The sequence below is a fragment of the Streptomyces sp. NPDC101166 genome (genome assembly GCF_044768125.1).
In the GTDB taxonomy this organism is placed as follows: domain Bacteria; phylum Actinomycetota; class Actinomycetes; order Streptomycetales; family Streptomycetaceae; genus Streptomyces.
In genome coordinates, this window is sequence record NZ_JBIWPF010000014.1 from 26,063 (window position 1) to 40,432 (window position 14,370).

The 14,370-nt window shown below is 72.3% G+C and carries 13 protein-coding genes; 6 read left to right on the top strand and 7 right to left on the bottom strand.

The annotated features are described in order from the left end of the window. The first annotated feature begins 159 nt into the window (after positions 1-159). Positions 160-933, top strand: a complete 774-nt coding sequence (locus ACIRS4_RS24325) for an IclR family transcriptional regulator (protein ID WP_404199581.1) — start codon at positions 160-162, stop codon at positions 931-933. After that, positions 930-1,796 (top strand): SMP-30/gluconolactonase/LRE family protein, encoded by an 867-nt coding sequence (locus ACIRS4_RS24330; protein WP_404199584.1) that lies wholly within the window; start codon positions 930-932, stop codon positions 1,794-1,796. The genes ACIRS4_RS24325 and ACIRS4_RS24330 overlap by 4 nt, the downstream gene beginning before the upstream one ends. 36 nt (positions 1,797-1,832) lie before the next feature. Here ACIRS4_RS24330 and ACIRS4_RS24335 read toward each other — a convergent pair whose 3' ends face one another. The 3 genes from ACIRS4_RS24335 to ACIRS4_RS24345 are packed head-to-tail and all read right to left on the bottom strand — an operon-like array spanning position 1,833 to position 5,132. Continuing rightward, positions 1,833-3,239 carry an FAD-dependent oxidoreductase gene (locus ACIRS4_RS24335; protein ID WP_404199587.1) on the bottom strand — a complete coding sequence of 469 codons (1,407 nt, stop codon included), beginning with the start codon at positions 3,237-3,239 and terminating at the stop codon, positions 1,833-1,835. Further along, the gene (locus ACIRS4_RS24340; protein WP_404199590.1) at positions 3,232-4,521 is read right to left on the bottom strand and encodes an MAB_1171c family putative transporter; all 1,290 of its coding nucleotides are present in this window, start codon (positions 4,519-4,521) and stop codon (positions 3,232-3,234) included. Before ACIRS4_RS24340 ends, ACIRS4_RS24335 begins: the two co-directional genes overlap by 8 nt. Beyond that, positions 4,518-5,132, bottom strand: coding sequence for a toxin-antitoxin system, toxin component family protein (locus tag ACIRS4_RS24345; protein ID WP_404199593.1), 615 nt, complete (start codon positions 5,130-5,132; stop codon positions 4,518-4,520). The genes ACIRS4_RS24340 and ACIRS4_RS24345 overlap by 4 nt, the downstream gene beginning before the upstream one ends. Before the next feature lie 290 nt (positions 5,133-5,422). Between ACIRS4_RS24345 and ACIRS4_RS24350 the strand changes: the two genes are divergently transcribed. The 3 genes from ACIRS4_RS24350 to ACIRS4_RS24360 all read left to right on the top strand — a co-directional run bounded on the left by ACIRS4_RS24350 (position 5,423) and on the right by ACIRS4_RS24360 (position 8,286). Next, a complete protein-coding gene (locus ACIRS4_RS24350) occupies positions 5,423-6,934 on the top strand; it encodes an alpha-N-arabinofuranosidase (protein ID WP_404199596.1) in 1,512 nt (503 codons plus the stop codon). A 37-nt stretch (positions 6,935-6,971) separates the two neighbouring features. Then, on the top strand, positions 6,972-7,430 hold the full coding sequence (locus ACIRS4_RS24355) for an RrF2 family transcriptional regulator (RefSeq protein ID WP_404199599.1): 459 nt from the start codon (positions 6,972-6,974) through the stop codon (positions 7,428-7,430). 208 nt (positions 7,431-7,638) lie between these two features. Then, positions 7,639-8,286 (top strand): DUF4360 domain-containing protein, encoded by a 648-nt coding sequence (locus ACIRS4_RS24360; protein WP_404199602.1) that lies wholly within the window; start codon positions 7,639-7,641, stop codon positions 8,284-8,286. Positions 8,287-8,333: 47 nt separating this feature from the next. On the opposite strand, the gene ACIRS4_RS24365 is transcribed toward ACIRS4_RS24360, so the two are convergent. Continuing rightward, positions 8,334-8,576 (bottom strand): DUF397 domain-containing protein, encoded by a 243-nt coding sequence (locus ACIRS4_RS24365; protein WP_404199605.1) that lies wholly within the window; start codon positions 8,574-8,576, stop codon positions 8,334-8,336. Then, on the bottom strand, positions 8,573-9,418 hold the full coding sequence (locus ACIRS4_RS24370) for a Scr1 family TA system antitoxin-like transcriptional regulator (RefSeq protein WP_404199608.1): 846 nt from the start codon (positions 9,416-9,418) through the stop codon (positions 8,573-8,575). Before ACIRS4_RS24370 ends, ACIRS4_RS24365 begins: the two co-directional genes overlap by 4 nt. 129 nt (positions 9,419-9,547) lie before the next feature. Between ACIRS4_RS24370 and ACIRS4_RS24375 the strand changes: the two genes are divergently transcribed. Beyond that, a complete protein-coding gene (locus ACIRS4_RS24375; RefSeq protein WP_404199611.1) occupies positions 9,548-10,039 on the top strand; it encodes an ATP-binding protein in 492 nt (163 codons plus the stop codon). Positions 10,040-10,226: 187 nt separating this feature from the next. Here ACIRS4_RS24375 and ACIRS4_RS24380 read toward each other — a convergent pair whose 3' ends face one another. Together ACIRS4_RS24380 and ACIRS4_RS24385 are read right to left on the bottom strand one after the other, a co-directional pair. Beyond that, positions 10,227-11,021: an intradiol ring-cleavage dioxygenase gene (locus ACIRS4_RS24380; protein ID WP_404199614.1), complete on the bottom strand. Its 795-nt coding sequence runs from the start codon at positions 11,019-11,021 to the stop codon at positions 10,227-10,229. A gap of 178 nt (positions 11,022-11,199) precedes the next feature. Next, positions 11,200-14,346 carry an FG-GAP repeat domain-containing protein gene (locus tag ACIRS4_RS24385; RefSeq protein ID WP_404199617.1) on the bottom strand — a complete coding sequence of 1,049 codons (3,147 nt, stop codon included), beginning with the start codon at positions 14,344-14,346 and terminating at the stop codon, positions 11,200-11,202. Between the last annotated feature and the right edge of the window lie 24 nt (positions 14,347-14,370).

Here is a 14,370-nt window from a genome sequence, read left to right on the forward strand (position 1 = left end):
CCCCCCGGCCGGTGTCGGCGCTCACCAGCCACTTCACACCCGCCCCGTTCCCGACCATTGCCCGGCAGGTCGCTGTGTAGCTAGCCTGTGTTCGTCATGCCGATCGCCTGTTGGTATATCGAACACAGGCAATGAAACGATCAAGGGAGGGGGCCGGTCGTGGGACGACTCGTGCCTGCCGTGACCCGGGCTCTCGACATTCTCGAGCTCTTCCTCGACGGAGACGGGACACTCTCCGCCCCCGACATCGTGCGCAAGCTCCAGCTGCCGCGCACCACCGTGCACGAGCTGGTCACCACTCTCGCCGCCCGGTCCTACATCGTCCAGATCCCCGGACAGCCCGGACGGTACCGCCTGGGTGTGCGTCCGTACCAGCTCGGGAGCCGGTACGCCGAGCAGCTCGACCTGGCCGCCGAGGGGCAGCAGGTGGCCCGCTCCGTCGCCGAGACCTGCGACGAGACGGTCCACGTGGCGATCCTGGAGGGCACCGACGTCATCTACATAGCCAAGGTCGACTCCACGCACGCCGTCCGCATGGTCTCCGCCGCCGGACGCCGGCTGCCCGCCCACTGCACCTCCGTCGGCAAGATGCTCCTCGCCTCCCTCCCCGAGGCCGAGCTCGTCGCCCGTATCCCCGACGACGCCGACCTCGTCCGCATGACGCCGAACAGCATCACCGAGCCGGGCGCGCTGCGCGAGGCGCTGGCGGAGATCCGCGAGCGCGGCGTCGCCGTGGAGAACCGCGAGTCGAACCCCGACGTCAGCTGCGTCGCCGCCCCCGTCCGCGACCGCAGCGGACAGGTGGTCGCGGCCCTGTCCATCTCCGTCCCCATGATCCGCTGGAGCGACGACCGCCGTTCCGAGCTGGAGCAGCTCGCCGTCAAGGGCGCGGCCGAGCTGTCCGAGCTCCTCGGCCACCGGGGCGGGTCATGACGACGACGCACGGCACGGCGTACGAGGTGGCCGTCCGCGCCCACGCCGTCCTCGGCGAAGGACCCACCTGGGACCAGGCCGCCGGCCGCCTCATCTGGCTGGACATCCTCGGCTCCCGCGTCCACACCTACGACCCGGTCACCGGCCGCCGCACGGTCCGGGTCACCGACCAGCACGTCGGAGCCGCCAAACCCCGCACCGGCGGCGGCCTCGTCCTCAACCTCCGCGACGGCGTCGCCCTCATCGACGCGGACGGGGACGGCGCCCTGCGCTGGCTGCACCACGAGCCCGTCCCCGGCCGCCGCGCCAACGACGCCGCCGTCGCCCCCGACGGCTCCCTCTGGGCCGGCACCATGCGCTACGACGAGGCCCCGGGCGGCGGCACGCTCAGCCGCCTCACCGGCGACGGCTCGGTGGAGCCCGTCCTCGACGACGTCGCCGTCAGCAACGGCACCGGCTGGAGCCCCGACGGCCGCCTCATGTACTACGTCGACTCCCCGACCCGCCGCGTCGACGTCTTCGACCACGCGGACGGCCGGGTGTCGAACCGCCGCCCCTTCGCCCGGATCGAGGACGGCGCGGGCTTCCCCGACGGCCTCACCGTCGACGCGGACGGATGCGTGTGGGTGGCGCTGTGGGACGGGGGAGCGGTACGCCGTTACACCCCCGGGGGGAAGCTGGACCGCGTCATCGTCCTCCCCACGCCCCGGGTGACCGCCTGCGCCTTCGGCGGCCCCACGCTCGGCGACCTCTACGTCACCACGGCCCGCGTGGGACTCCACTCGCCCCATCCGGTGGCCGGCTCACTGCTGGTGGTGCCGGACGCGGGCCAGGGCCTGCCCCAGCCGGCGTTCGCGGGCTGACAGCGGGGAGGAGGAGTCGGCGCCCCGCAGCCGCGCTCAGTCCTCCAGCCCCGCCCGCTTGATCTCGTCCCCCGTCAGCGGCGGTCCCGCCAGCGCGGGCAGCAGCGGCCCCGCCGCCGCCCCCGCCAGCACCGCCGGCGACAGCAGCACCGCCGCCCCCCGCTCCAGCGACGTCACATCCGTCACCCGCCGGGCGATCCGGCCGTTGCCCGTCGCCGTGTGCATCAGCCGGTCGACGTACGCCGCCACCAGCCGGTCCCGCAGCCCGGGGCCGCCCTCGACCGCGCCCGGGTAGAACACGTCCTGCCCGATCGCCAGATCCCACGCCGCCCCCACCGGCCGGGCCACCGCCTTCTGCACCCGCCGCGAGAGCCCGGCCGACCCCCACCCATGACGTCGCGTCACATCGCGCAGCAGCAGCACGCTTTGGGCGCTCACCGCCAACCCGTGCCCGTACACCGGGTTGAACGCGGCCAACGCGTCACCGAGGACGGCGAAGTTGTCGGGCCACGCCGGCATCCGCTCGTAGAAGCTGCGCCGGTTGACCGTCGCCCGGGTCACGGCCACCTCGCTCAGCGGCTCGGCCCGTTCCAGCAGCCGCCCGATCAGCGGGTGTCGCAGACCGTCCCGCGCGAAGGGAACGAACTCCCCGGCGACCGAGGTGGGTTCGGCGCCCCGAGTCCCGGCGAGCGTGACGATCCACCGCCCGTCCTCGATGGGCAGCAGGAACCCCGACCGCCCCGGCCCCCCGGCCCGCGGATCGAGCTGCACGTTGACGACGGGGAAGCCGGACCGCGCGTGCTCGGGGGCGAGGTAGAGCCGGCTCGCGTACGCCAACCCGGCGTCCACCTCCCGCCGTTCCACCTCCGGCAGCCCCAGTGACGTCAGCCAGCCCGCCGCACGCGAGCCCCGTCCCGTCGCGTCGACGACCATCCCCGCGTCGACGACCCGCTCACTCCCGTCGGCGGTCCGCACCCGCACCCCGGTCACCGCGGACGCCGTGCCCTCCAGCCCCGACGCCTCCGCCCCGGCCAGCACCTCCACCCGGGGGTCGGCGAGGACCCGAGCGCGGACCGTCGCGTCCAGCAGGTCCCGCCCGGCGAGGATCACATGGTGCGACTCCTCCCACCGCCGGAACCACCCCCGCGGCGACAGGACCACCATGTCCGTGGTGACGGGAGCCCGCCGCGCCCCGGCCTCCCGCAGCGCCGCCGTGACCCCCGGCAGCAGCTCCTCCAGGGCCCGCACCCCGCCCGACCACAGCATGTGCGCGTGCCGCGCCTGCGGCAGCCCCTTGCGGGGCTCGGGTCTCTCGGGCAGCGCGTCGCGCTCGACGACCACGACCCGTTCGGCGAACTCGGCGAGGGCCCGCGCCGCGAGCATGCCGGTGTGGGAGCCCCCCAGGACGACGGCGGTTCTGGCGGGGTGGGACGGGTCAGTCATGCGCGGACACGCTCTCTGCCGGGGCGGCGGCGCGGACGCGCACCGCGTTGATGTCGTCGGTGCTGCGCAACGCCCGGGCCACGGCCTGGATCTCGCGCAGCAGGTAGGTGGTGTCGGGAGTGGCGCCCGCGTCAGGGGACGTGTCATGAGCCGCCTCGCCGGCGCCGGACGCCTCACCGGCGACCGACGCCCCGCTCCGCCCCCCGCCCGCCGCGACCGCGTCCAGCAGCGCCGTCGCCGCCGCGAGCGCCTGCGCCCGCCCCCGGTCGTGGCCGAGCGCGAGGGCCGCCTCGTAGGCCCGCCCGCGCAGCCCCTCGTCGAGCCGCCGGGACAGCGGCAGCAGCGCGTCGCGGATGAACGTCTCGCGGCGGATCAGCCGCAACTCCGGCGTGGCGCGCAGCGCGAGCGGCTCGCGGTCGCCCGTGACCTCCCGCATCAGCCGGGACAGCGTCCGCAGGTTCCGGTGCCGCCGCCGCACCAGCCAGCGTTCCTGGAGGTACTGGCCGGCGTGCGGGACGATGAAGCCGACCGCGACGAAGGTGGCGGCGACGCAGGCGGCCGACGGGGCCACGTTCGTGTTGAGCCAGTCCAGGTCGTGACCCGTCCAACGGGCCGCCACGGCGGTGAACTTGGCCGCGCTGAACAGCAGGTTGGTCGCATAGCCGACGCCCAGGAAGCGAAGTCCCCAGCGCAGCCAGGCGTCGAGGCCGTCGGTGCGGATCCAGTTCCAGATGAGCCGGGCGGTGATCGAGCAGGCCACGGTGTGCGCGGTGAGGTAGAGCAGGATCTCCTCGCGCATGAACGGCGTACCGGCGTAGTAGGTGTCCAGGTCCCGGATCTGCTCCACGGGCACGTCGGCGAGCGCGAACAGCACCCAGAGCGCGACGACCACCCCCGCGTACACGGAGACCACCCACCGGGTCGCGCGCCGGGTCTGCGCCGAGCGCTCGGCGCGGCCGTTGCGCCAGGCGATGATCAGCAGCAGCCAGGACGCGGAGAGCGCGGTCAGCAGCGAGTACACCCAGGGGGCCGCGATGTTGGGCACGCCGGTGACCCGGTTGGTCCAGCGGATCGTGTTCGGGGCGGCGAAGACGAACACCGCGCAGGCGAACACCAGCAGTCCGCCGACGGCCCGCAGCAGCGGGTCCCGCCACAGCTTGAGGATGCTGGGCAGTTTGATCGCCAGGGCGGCGGCGAGGACGACGGTCGGCAGCCAGAAGGACACGTACAGCCCGCTGAGGAAGTGTTCCGCGGCGAGCGCGCCGGGCGCGGGCGCCGTCACCGCGCGGACCCTCTGCGCCCCCGGTAGCCCATCGACCGCTGCACCGGCGTCAGCGACGACGACGGGTCGCCGCCCCGCCCGGTCAGGTACGGCCGCAGCGCCGCCGCGAGCCGGTGCCCGAACTCGTCGGCCTCCGACTCGTCCCGCCGCCGGGAGCCGTTGCGGGCCGCGACGGCCAGGGCGATGTCGCCCCGGTCGGACCGCCCGGCGAAGACATGCGCGGCGGCCGTGTCGACACCGTGGTGGTGGTGCCGGTGCCCCGCGTGCAGATGCCAGAACTCATGGCCGAGGATGACCAGTTGCTGCACGGCCTCGGCCCGTTCCTCGACGATGACGAGGTCGAAGTCCTGGAACTCCACCCACAGCCCGGTCACCTGGAACTCGTCGGGGAACCGCTCGAACCGCAGCTCGACACGCCGTCCGCATCGCAGCGCGGTCATCTCCTCGCACAACGCCCGGAACACCTCCGGCACGCCGTGCGGGGGGCGGGGCCGGGTCCGCAGCGCGGCGGAGAGGACGCCGGCCAGCTCGCGCATGGCAGGACCGTTCCTCCCGCGCCGCAGCGCCGAGGCGATGTGGGCCACCCTGGCACGCGCGCCCGCGATGTCCATCGCGTCCCCCTCCCGGCCGCCCTGCGGCAACCTGTTCGAGGCTACGCGGCCGGAAGCAGGCGGCGTCAAGCCTTGCCGGAAGACCTGCCGAAGACCTGCATGGGACCCGCATGGGACCCGGGACGAATCCCCACCGGAGGACGTCACCGCCCACCGCCCCATTGACGCGCGAACCGCTCCGATCTTACGTTCGCGTTCGAAGTCGCGAGCGGCCTCCGATATACCGAACACCGCCCCCCGGGACACGAGTCACCGGACGACGACCCCGCACCGCACCCGAAAGGCGCCCGATGAGAACCGCCCGCCTCACCCTGGACCCCGCCTTCACCGTCGGCCGGGTCGACCCCCGACTCTTCGGCTCCTTCGTCGAGCACCTCGGCCGCTGCGTCTACACCGGCATTTACGAACCGGGCCACCCGACCGCCGACGAGGACGGCATCCGCGCCGACGTCCTCGACCTGGTCCGCGAACTGGGCGTCACCGCCGTCCGCTACCCCGGAGGCAACTTCGTCTCCGGCTACAAGTGGGAGGACTCGGTGGGCCCCGCCGAGGAGCGGCCCCGCCGCCTCGACCTCGCCTGGCGCTCGACCGAGACCAACCGCTTCGGCCTGTCCGAGTACATCGCCTTCCTCCGCAAGATCGGCCCCCAGGCCGAACCCATGATGGCCGTCAACCTCGGCACCCGAGGCGTCGCCGAGGCCCTGGAACTCCAGGAGTACGCCAATCACGCCGAGGGCACCGCTCTGTCCGACCTGCGCGTCTCCCACGGCGACAAGGACCCCTTCGGCATCAGGCTGTGGTGCCTGGGCAACGAGATGGACGGCCCCTGGCAGACCGGCCACAAGACGGCCGAGGAGTACGGCCGCCTCGCCGCCGAGACGGCCCGCGCGATGCGCCAGATCGACCCGTCCGTGGAACTGGTCGCCTGCGGCTCCTCCAGCCAGAGCATGCCGACGTTCGCCGAGTGGGAGGCGACCGTCCTGAAGGAGACGTACGACCTCGTCGACTACATTTCCCTGCACGCCTATTACTGGCCCGAGGACGGCGACCTCGACTCCTTCCTCGCCTCCGCCGTCGACATGGAGTCGTTCATCGACAACGTCGTCGCGACCGCCGACCACGTGGCCGCCCGGCTGAAGTCGAAGAAGAGGATCAACCTCTCCTTCGACGAGTGGAACGTCTGGTACATGTCGGAGTGGCACGAGATCGAGAACTCCGGTGCGCGGAGCTGGGCCGAGGCTCCCCGCCTTCTGGAGAACAACTACAGCGTCATGGACGCGGTCGTCTTCGGCTCGCTCCTCATCGCCCTGCTGCGGCACGCCGACCGGGTGACGGTCGCCTGCCTCGCCCAGCTCGTCAACGTCATCGCCCCGATCATGACCGAGCCGGGCGGTCCGGCCTGGCGGCAGACGACGTTCTTCCCCTTCGCCCAGGCCTCCCGGCACGGCCGCGGCGAAGTCCTCGACGTGCGCGTGGACTCGCCGACGCACGAGACGAAGAAGTACGGCGAGACGGACCTGCTGCACGCCACCGCCGTGCGCGCGGAGGACGGCACGGTCACGGTGTTCGCGGTCAACCGCAGCCGTACGGAGCCGCTGCCGCTGGAGGCGGCCCTCGGCGGGCTCGGTCTGACGCGGATCGTCGAACACAGCGTGCTCGCGGACGCGGACCCCGACGCCCGCAACACCCTCGACGACCCCGAGCGGGTCGCCCCGCACGCCGCCGAGGGCACCACGCTCTCCGGCGGGACGCTCACGGCGACGCTGGAGCCGCTGTCGTGGAACGTGATCCGGCTGGGGTGATCCTCTCCGCCTCGGGGGGTGGCCGCACAATGGGCGTATGAGGATCTCGGCACGGGCTGACTACGCGGTACGGGCGGTACTCGAACTGGCCGTACGGCAGGGCGGCGACCCGGTGAAGGCGGAGTCCGTCTCCGACGCCCAGGGCATCCCGCACAAGTTCCTGGAAGGGATCCTCGGCGACCTCAGGCGCGGCGGGATCGTGGAGAGCCGGCGCGGCGGTGGCGGCGGCTACCGGCTGGCGCGCGAGCCGGGCAGCATCACCGTCGCGGACGTCATCAGGGCGGTGGACGGCCCGATCGTCTCGGTCCGCGGCGAACGCCCGACCGGTCTCACCTACACGGGCACCGCCGAGCCCCTGCTGCCTCTGTGGATCGCGCTGCGCGCCAACGTCCGCAAGATCCTGGAGGGCGTCACGGTCGCCGACATCGCGGCCGGCGCCCTCCCGGAGCCCGTGCGCGCGCTGGCGGCGGAACCGGCGGCGTGGGAGAACCCGTAAGGCCCCGGCGGGCCGGGCGCGTGAACCGCGGGGGTGTGAACCGGTCGGCGTGAATGGCCGGAGATCGGTCTGTCCGCGTACCAGGCGGCTCCTTACGATGCGATCGCCTCGCCGCTTCACAGCAACTTCATGCATTCTTCACAGCGTTCGGCTGTGGAGGGGCTCGGCGCATCCACCCCCCACCGATCCCGAACGAAGGGGAGAGACCATGGCTAGTGGCCTGCTCCTGGGCGGCGCGGTAGCCGCTCTTGTCACCGCCGCCGTGCCGGCGCACAGCCCGTCGTCCTTCGACAACCCGCCGCCGGACAAGATCGTGATCACCATCGCCACGGTGAACGGCTCCGGCTGCCCCGCCGGCACCGCCGCCGTCGCCGTCTCCGCCGACAACACCGCCTTCACGGTGACCTACAGCGACTACCTGGCGCAGGTCGGCGGCAACTCCGACCCCACGGCGTTCCGCAAGAACTGCCAGCTGAACCTGAAGGTGCACGTCCCGCAGGGCTTCACCTACGCGATCGCCAGCGCGGACTACCGGGGCTTCGCCTCGCTCCAGCCCGGCGCGTCGGCCGTCCAGCGGGCCTCGTACTACTTCCAGGGGTCGTCGAGCACCGTCTACAAGAACCACAACTTCAACGGCGCCTACAACGACAACTGGCAGGCCACCGACACCACGGACTGGGCCCAGCTCGTCTACGCGCCCTGCGGCGTCCAGCGCAACTTCAACATCAACACGGAGCTGCGCGTGAACGCGGGCACCTCCTCGCCGGCCAAGGTCAGCTTCATGACCATGGACTCGACGGATGGCGACATCAGCACGACGTACCACATGGCGTGGAAGGAGTGCCCCGGCAAGTGAGCCGGCAGGGGCCGCCCGTCGCCTTGCGGCACGGACGGCCCCGACGGTCACCGCGCGGCGTACGCCACGAAGTCGGCCCAGGCGGCGGGGGAGAGGGCGAGCTGGGGACCGCTCTTGTCCTTGCTGTCGCGGACGTGGATGTGTCCGGGGAGGGTGGCGACCTCGATGCAGTCGCCGGATGCGCTGCTGCTGTGACTGGACTTGCGCCAGGTGAGGGCGACCTCGATGCAGTTGTCGCCGGAGCCGCTGCTGTAGCTGCTCTTGAACCAGGCCAGTTCGGACATGCTCATAGGTCTCCTCGCATCCGTTGCAGCAGGCTCACGGAGTCCTGGATGGTGAGAGCCTGTGAACGAATCCTGGCATACCGATTCTGGAGCACGCTGATGCCTTTCGGGTCGGAGATGAGCTGCCCGCTCTCCTGTCCTTCGCTGTATCCGAACCACTTGTGCTTCGGCGTCTCCAACAGGGCGATCGGGCCGTGCAGTCCGGCATGTGACGTCTGGACCAGCGGCATGATCTGAATCTCGACGTTTCGAAGTGCCGCAACGCTCAACAGGTGATCGATGGCGGCGCGGGTCACGTCCACGCCGCCGGTCCGACGCAGGAGCACGTGCTCCTCGATGATGAAGTTGAACGCGGTGTTCGATCGCTCCCGCAGCAACCGCTGGCGTTCGGCTCGGGCGGCCCAGTTGGCCTCGATCTGCCCATCGTCCAGGGGCGGCAGCTGATCGGCGAACAGTTGCCGAGCGTAGGCCTCGGTCTGCAACAGGCCTGGAATCATCCGGCATTCGTAGTTGAAGAGACTGATGGCGGTCTTTTCCATGCTCGCCCACTGGCGGAACCACGCCGCCAACCCCACCTGTCGTACCAGGTGCACGGCGGCCTTCCGCAGCGCCCCCGTGTTGCCCAGCACCGCCTCCGCCGCCTCGACGAAGTCGACGTCCGGCATGCGTCGGCCCAACTCCACGGAGGCGACCGTGTGTTTGGAGAACCCGACCAGGTTCCCGAACTCCTGCCGGCTCAGCCCGTGGAACTCGCGCAGAGCCTGGACGACCGCCCCGAACGTCCGCAGACTGTCCGAGGACTCCGGCTCACCGCTGCAGCCCGCACCCACCCGTCCGTCGACCACCATCGGCCACCTCCCTCGCGACCATGGTCACGTGGAGTCACCGGTACTGTCCAGTGCGTGACCGCGTACGCTGTGCGAGCGTACGCGGCACGTCGCTGGAGAAGTGGGCCCCACTCACGCCACATTGGGCGCATGACTGCACGCTCCACCCCTCGACCGACCCGACTTCCGGTCACCGTACGCGCGTTCACGCAGCGGCTGAGCCCGACGCCGCGCGGGGCGCGGCTGGCCAGGCACCTGGCGTTGAACCAGCTCGACGCGTGGGGCATCCCGCACGGCACGGACGTGTCGGACGCGGTCGCCGTGATCGTGGCCGAGCTGGCGGCGAACGCGGTGACCCACGGCCGGGTGCCGGGCCGGGACTTCGAGCTGCGGCTGTCGCTCGTGGCGGGGAGCGTCCGCGTCGAGGTGAGCGACACCCGGGCCGAACCGCCGCTTCCGCCGGGACCGGGGGCCCTGCGGGAGCCGCTGCCGCTGGAGGAGGGCGGCCGGGGGCTGGCGCTGGTGCACGCGCTGGCGGCCCGCTGGGAGGTGGTGGAACGGGTGCCGCCGCCGGGGAAGACGGTGCGCGCGGAGGTCGACGTGCCGGGATGGCTCGGGATCGTGAAGAGATGCCCGGTCTGAGTGGCCCCGGAGGCGGCGGGGTCGCGGGGGGGGGGCGGGGGCCCCCCGCCCCCGGGCCCCCCCCCGCCCCCCCCCCCCCCCCCCCCCGCCCCGGGGGGGGCGGGCCCGGGGGGGGGGGGGGGCGGCGCGGGGGGGGCGCCCCCGGGCGCGGGGGCCCCCCGGCCCGGCGCTCAGTCCCTCGCGACGGTCAGCTGGTCTCCACGCCGAGGGTCAGGGCGCCCGCGTAGCCCGCGGAGGGTGAACTCCCCAGCGCGGACAGGGTGAGCAGCCCGGAGGCCGCGCCGCCCCCGTCGTAGATCGAGTCCCGGGCGAGGGTGGTCCGGGTGACGCGGTTGGTGGAGTACGGCGAGATCGCGGCGACCCGGGTGGTGACGGTCTCGCTGAAGAAGAGCTGGCCGGTGTGGATCTCCCGGCCGCCGGTGAAGTGGCCGTCCGAGGTCAGGGTGACGCCGGTGTGGACCTTGACGTGGATGTGGATGCAGCGGCCCACGTACCAGCCGGGATAGACGGACGTGATGACCGCGACGCCGGCGGAGTTCGTGAGCACGCCGCCGCGCAGGAAGGTGCCGTTGTCGGGCTCGCTGTGCCCGTTGTTGCCGACGAAGCCGGAGTACTCGCCGAGCGCGTCGGCGTGCCAGAGCTCGACGAGTGCGCCCCGGAGCGGGGCGCAGGTGTCGTCGTCGACGACGGTGAGGGTCAGCTTCAGCGGGACGCCGGGCTTGCCCTCGCTGATGTCGGCGCGGACGTACTGGCCGTCGAGGTAGTAGGGGCCCTCGGTCATCTCCCGCGTGAGCGTGCAGACGGCGGCCGCGGCGACGGGTGCGGTGTCCTGGCCGGTGCCGCGGGAGGCGCCGGCCGAGGCCGCGCCCCCCACGGCCAGGGCGGCGGCGGTGGCGCCGCCGGCGACCAGCACCGTGCGACGCGCGACGGGGTTACGGCTTTCCGGGTTGCTCGAAGACGTGCTCGAAGGAGTGTCTGTCATGAACACGGCACTCTAGGGAGCCTTCCTGTCAGCCCCCTGTCAGTTCGGCAAAGCGACACCCCGTCAAGTCGCTTGCGGGCCGCGTTGAAGCGCCCGCGCCCCGGGACACGGCGAAGCCCCCGGCCGACTGGCTGTCGGCCGGGGGCTCCGTTCCCTCAGGTCACTTCTGGGCTGACCGCTAGGAGATCTGTCTGATCGTCTGCCAGCCGCCCGTGCCGACGACCGTGGGGGCGCCCACGCCGGTTCGGCGGCCCGGGAGGTACTCCAGGCCCGCCGTGGTGTTCGGCGTCGTCGTCCACAGGTCCGCGATGCCGTCGCCGTCGGTGTCGCCGGTGGCGGTGAACAGCGGGCGGGCCGCCGTGGTCCAGCCGGTGGCGTGGGCCGTGCGGTTGGCGCCGTCGCCCAGGGATGCCGGGTCGGTGCCGCCGTCGGGGATCCCGTCGCCGTCCGCGTCACCCGGGCTGCGGCCGTGGTACACCCACAGTCCGCCGCCGACGGTGTCACGGGCGAGCAGATCGGTGAAGCCGTCGCCGTCCACGTCGCCCGGGGAGGCAAGCTGCATCTTGCCCCAGCCGCTGCCGCCGATCACATAGCCCGACTCGACCGTGCCGTAGGCGTAGCCCGGCAGGAACCACAGCTGGTCGCCGATGACCGCGACGAAGTCGGGGTTGGCGGATTCGGCGTCCGGGGTGATGTCACCGACCGAGACGATCTGCTTGATCGTCGCCGGGTCGATCGCCACCTCGGTCTCCGGGTCCGGGAAGACGTACACCTCCTGCTTGGTGTCGTCGGTGAACTCGCCCTGCCCGTTGTTCGGGTACAGGTACAGCTTGCCGTCGGAGCGGCGGGCCACCAGGTCCTCGTAGAAGTCCTCGGTCCAGTCGCCCCGGTGCGTCAGCAGCGAGCCTCCCCAGCCGCCGCCGGAGGACAGCGGGAGCATCGTCGCGACCTTGCCGGCGCCCGTGCCGCCGTACAGGCGCAGGTTGTCGGCGCCGTCGATCGCGAACATGTCCGGCAGGCCGTCGCCGTTGACGTCACCGGGCTTGTCCGTCACGCCCGGGCTCTTCACGTAGAACCGGTACGGGTAGACGGGGCCGGGGTTGCCGCCCGCGTCCACCATGCGCACGTACAGCGTGTGCGGTCCCGGCGTGAGCGGGGTGATCTCGGCGGTCGCCTTGCCGCCCTTGGCCGCGGGCTTGGCCGACACGTTCGGCGGGGTGCGGTCCAGGCCGTACAGGTAGTCGACGGTGTCCGCGACGCCGTTCGCGCCGAACTCGAACACGCCCTTGGTGCGCGACAGCGCGCCCTCGACGGGCTCCATGTCGGCCGTGGTCTCCGGGTACAGGTCGTCCTTGGAGTCGACGACCGGCATCACGGTCGGCGCGTTCGGGTCGAAGCCGAAACGGCAGCCCGGCGCGCCCTTGGTGGGCGTCCAGTCGGAGGCGAAGTTCGCGTCCGCGGTGTCCTCGGCCTGTGCCTTCCAGGAGAACTGGCCGTTGCTGGCGCCGAGATGCTTCTTCAGCAGGTCCTTGCCCACGACGACCCGCGCCTGCGCGCCCTTGGAGTCGGCGGCCTTGACGGTGACCTTCACGCGCTTGTCGAAGACGATGCCCGGCGCGGTGTCGTGCTTGCCGGTCGCCCACAGGTGGAACTGCACGTTGACGCCGCCGCCGTCCGGGTCCCAGACCTGCGCGGTCAGCGTCACGTCGGTGTTGCCGAGGGTGACGTACGACGAGCCGTTGCCGCACTCGGTGGCGCTCACCTTGGAGCTGGGGATGGTGTCCAGCGCCCAAGGGGCCTTCGGCGGACGGTTGTACTCGACGATCAGCTTGGCGTCCGGCTTGAACTTCTTCCAGCTGTACTCGTCCTTGGACTCCTCCGCCTTGTCCGGCGCCTTCAGGCCGAAGGTGACGTTGGACCACTTGGAGGCCGCCGCCTTGACGGCCGCGTCCTTGGCGTCGAAGTCGACCGCCTTGTTCGCGCAGCCGACGTCCTCGTTGCCGTGGGCGTAGTTGCGGCTGTCCTGGAGGGTCTTCAGGGCCGGCTGCTTGTTCCAGGTGGTGGCCGAGGAGATCCCGCCGGTGAGCCACAGCTCGACCGGTTTCGGGGTGCAGGACCACGCGTGCGTCTCGGTGATCTGGAACTGCGCGTCGATCACCTTCACGCCGGCCAGGAACTTGCTGCCGACGCGGAAGTAGGAGCGGGCCGTGCCGCCGGACGACGACTCGTAGCCCACGCGGGCCTCGTCCGTCTTGCCGCCGTCCCAGCCGGTGCCGTTCCAGTAACTGCTGGTCGGATGCGGCTTGTAGGCGATGGTCCAGGCCTCGCGCGTGCCGGTCGTCCGGGGGTCGATGTAGACCGGGAAGCGGGTGTCCGGCGCGTTGAGGAGTTTCTGGTCGGGCGTCAGGGTGATCTTCTCGTCAAAGACCTGGACGCCGACCTCGCTGCTCTTGGAGGTGAGCGGGGAGGGATCGTTCTCGGACGCGGTCGTGGCGGTCGCCGTGCGCGGGGACTTCGCCGCCGGGCCGGCGGGAGCCTTGGCCGCGGCCGGCGTCCGGGAGGCGCTTTGCTCCTCCTCCGTCCCCGACGAGTCCCACATCCGGGCCGTGGACGACGCGAAGACCGTCTGCCCGGCCGCGTTCACCGCCCTCAGGGTGCCGCTCGCGGTGTCCTTGGTGAGGTCGAGCCCCTTGGCGCTCAGACCGAAGTCGATCCGCGCCAGGTCGGGGTTGCCGGCGGCCTCGGGCGTCTTCACGATCAGCGCCTGGCTGAAGCCGTCCACGCTGGCCTTCACCGCCAGGTCGACGCCCGGTAACACCTCCGGGTAGGTGGCCCTCGCCCCGTCGAGCACAGGCTCGGGCAGGGGCTTCGGCCAGGTCAGGGCGAGTTCGCCGCCCTGGTCGGCGAAGGTCACCAGTGCGGTGTCGCCGCCCGCGGAGAACGTGACGCGGCCGGGCGCGGCCTTGGGCGAGATCCGGCCCGCGGCTTCGGCGAGCGTGGTGTCCACCGCGCTCCACACGCCCTCGCGCTTCACACGGACGGGCAGGCTGTGCTGGGTGGTGCGCAGGTTTCCGTTGGGCAGGGCGTGCGTCTCGCTGGTCTCGGTGCGGGCGGACACCACTTCCACGGGCTTGCCGCTCTCGGCGGCCCTCTGGAGTGCGCTCTCCTCGGCGTCGGCGGCCGCCTCGGCCGGACGGGCATCGGCGGCGCCGGCCGTGAGCGGCATCAGCGGCGTCAGCCCGAGCGTCCCGCCGGCGAGCACCGCGACGAGCGCGGCCCGGGCCGCGCGCCTCGCCGGACGCTGTCTTCGGGATGTTTCTGGCATGGGCGAATCCCCCCGGAGTCGTTG

Coding starts and splice junctions, on each gene's coding strand:
- ACIRS4_RS24330 (WP_404199584.1), top strand. CDS start 930: ATGACGACGACGCACGGCACGGCGTACGAGGTGGCCGTCCGCGCCCAC.
- ACIRS4_RS24335 (WP_404199587.1), bottom strand. CDS start 3,239: ATGACTGACCCGTCCCACCCCGCCAGAACCGCCGTCGTCCTGGGGGGC.
- ACIRS4_RS24345 (WP_404199593.1), bottom strand. CDS start 5,132: ATGGACATCGCGGGCGCGCGTGCCAGGGTGGCCCACATCGCCTCGGCG.
- ACIRS4_RS24350 (WP_404199596.1), top strand. CDS start 5,423: ATGAGAACCGCCCGCCTCACCCTGGACCCCGCCTTCACCGTCGGCCGG.
- ACIRS4_RS24355 (WP_404199599.1), top strand. CDS start 6,972: ATGAGGATCTCGGCACGGGCTGACTACGCGGTACGGGCGGTACTCGAA.
- ACIRS4_RS24360 (WP_404199602.1), top strand. CDS start 7,639: ATGGCTAGTGGCCTGCTCCTGGGCGGCGCGGTAGCCGCTCTTGTCACC.
- ACIRS4_RS24365 (WP_404199605.1), bottom strand. CDS start 8,576: ATGAGCATGTCCGAACTGGCCTGGTTCAAGAGCAGCTACAGCAGCGGC.
- ACIRS4_RS24370 (WP_404199608.1), bottom strand. CDS start 9,418: ATGGTGGTCGACGGACGGGTGGGTGCGGGCTGCAGCGGTGAGCCGGAG.
- ACIRS4_RS24375 (WP_404199611.1), top strand. CDS start 9,548: ATGACTGCACGCTCCACCCCTCGACCGACCCGACTTCCGGTCACCGTA.
- ACIRS4_RS24380 (WP_404199614.1), bottom strand. CDS start 11,021: ATGACAGACACTCCTTCGAGCACGTCTTCGAGCAACCCGGAAAGCCGT.
- ACIRS4_RS24385 (WP_404199617.1), bottom strand. CDS start 14,346: ATGCCAGAAACATCCCGAAGACAGCGTCCGGCGAGGCGCGCGGCCCGG.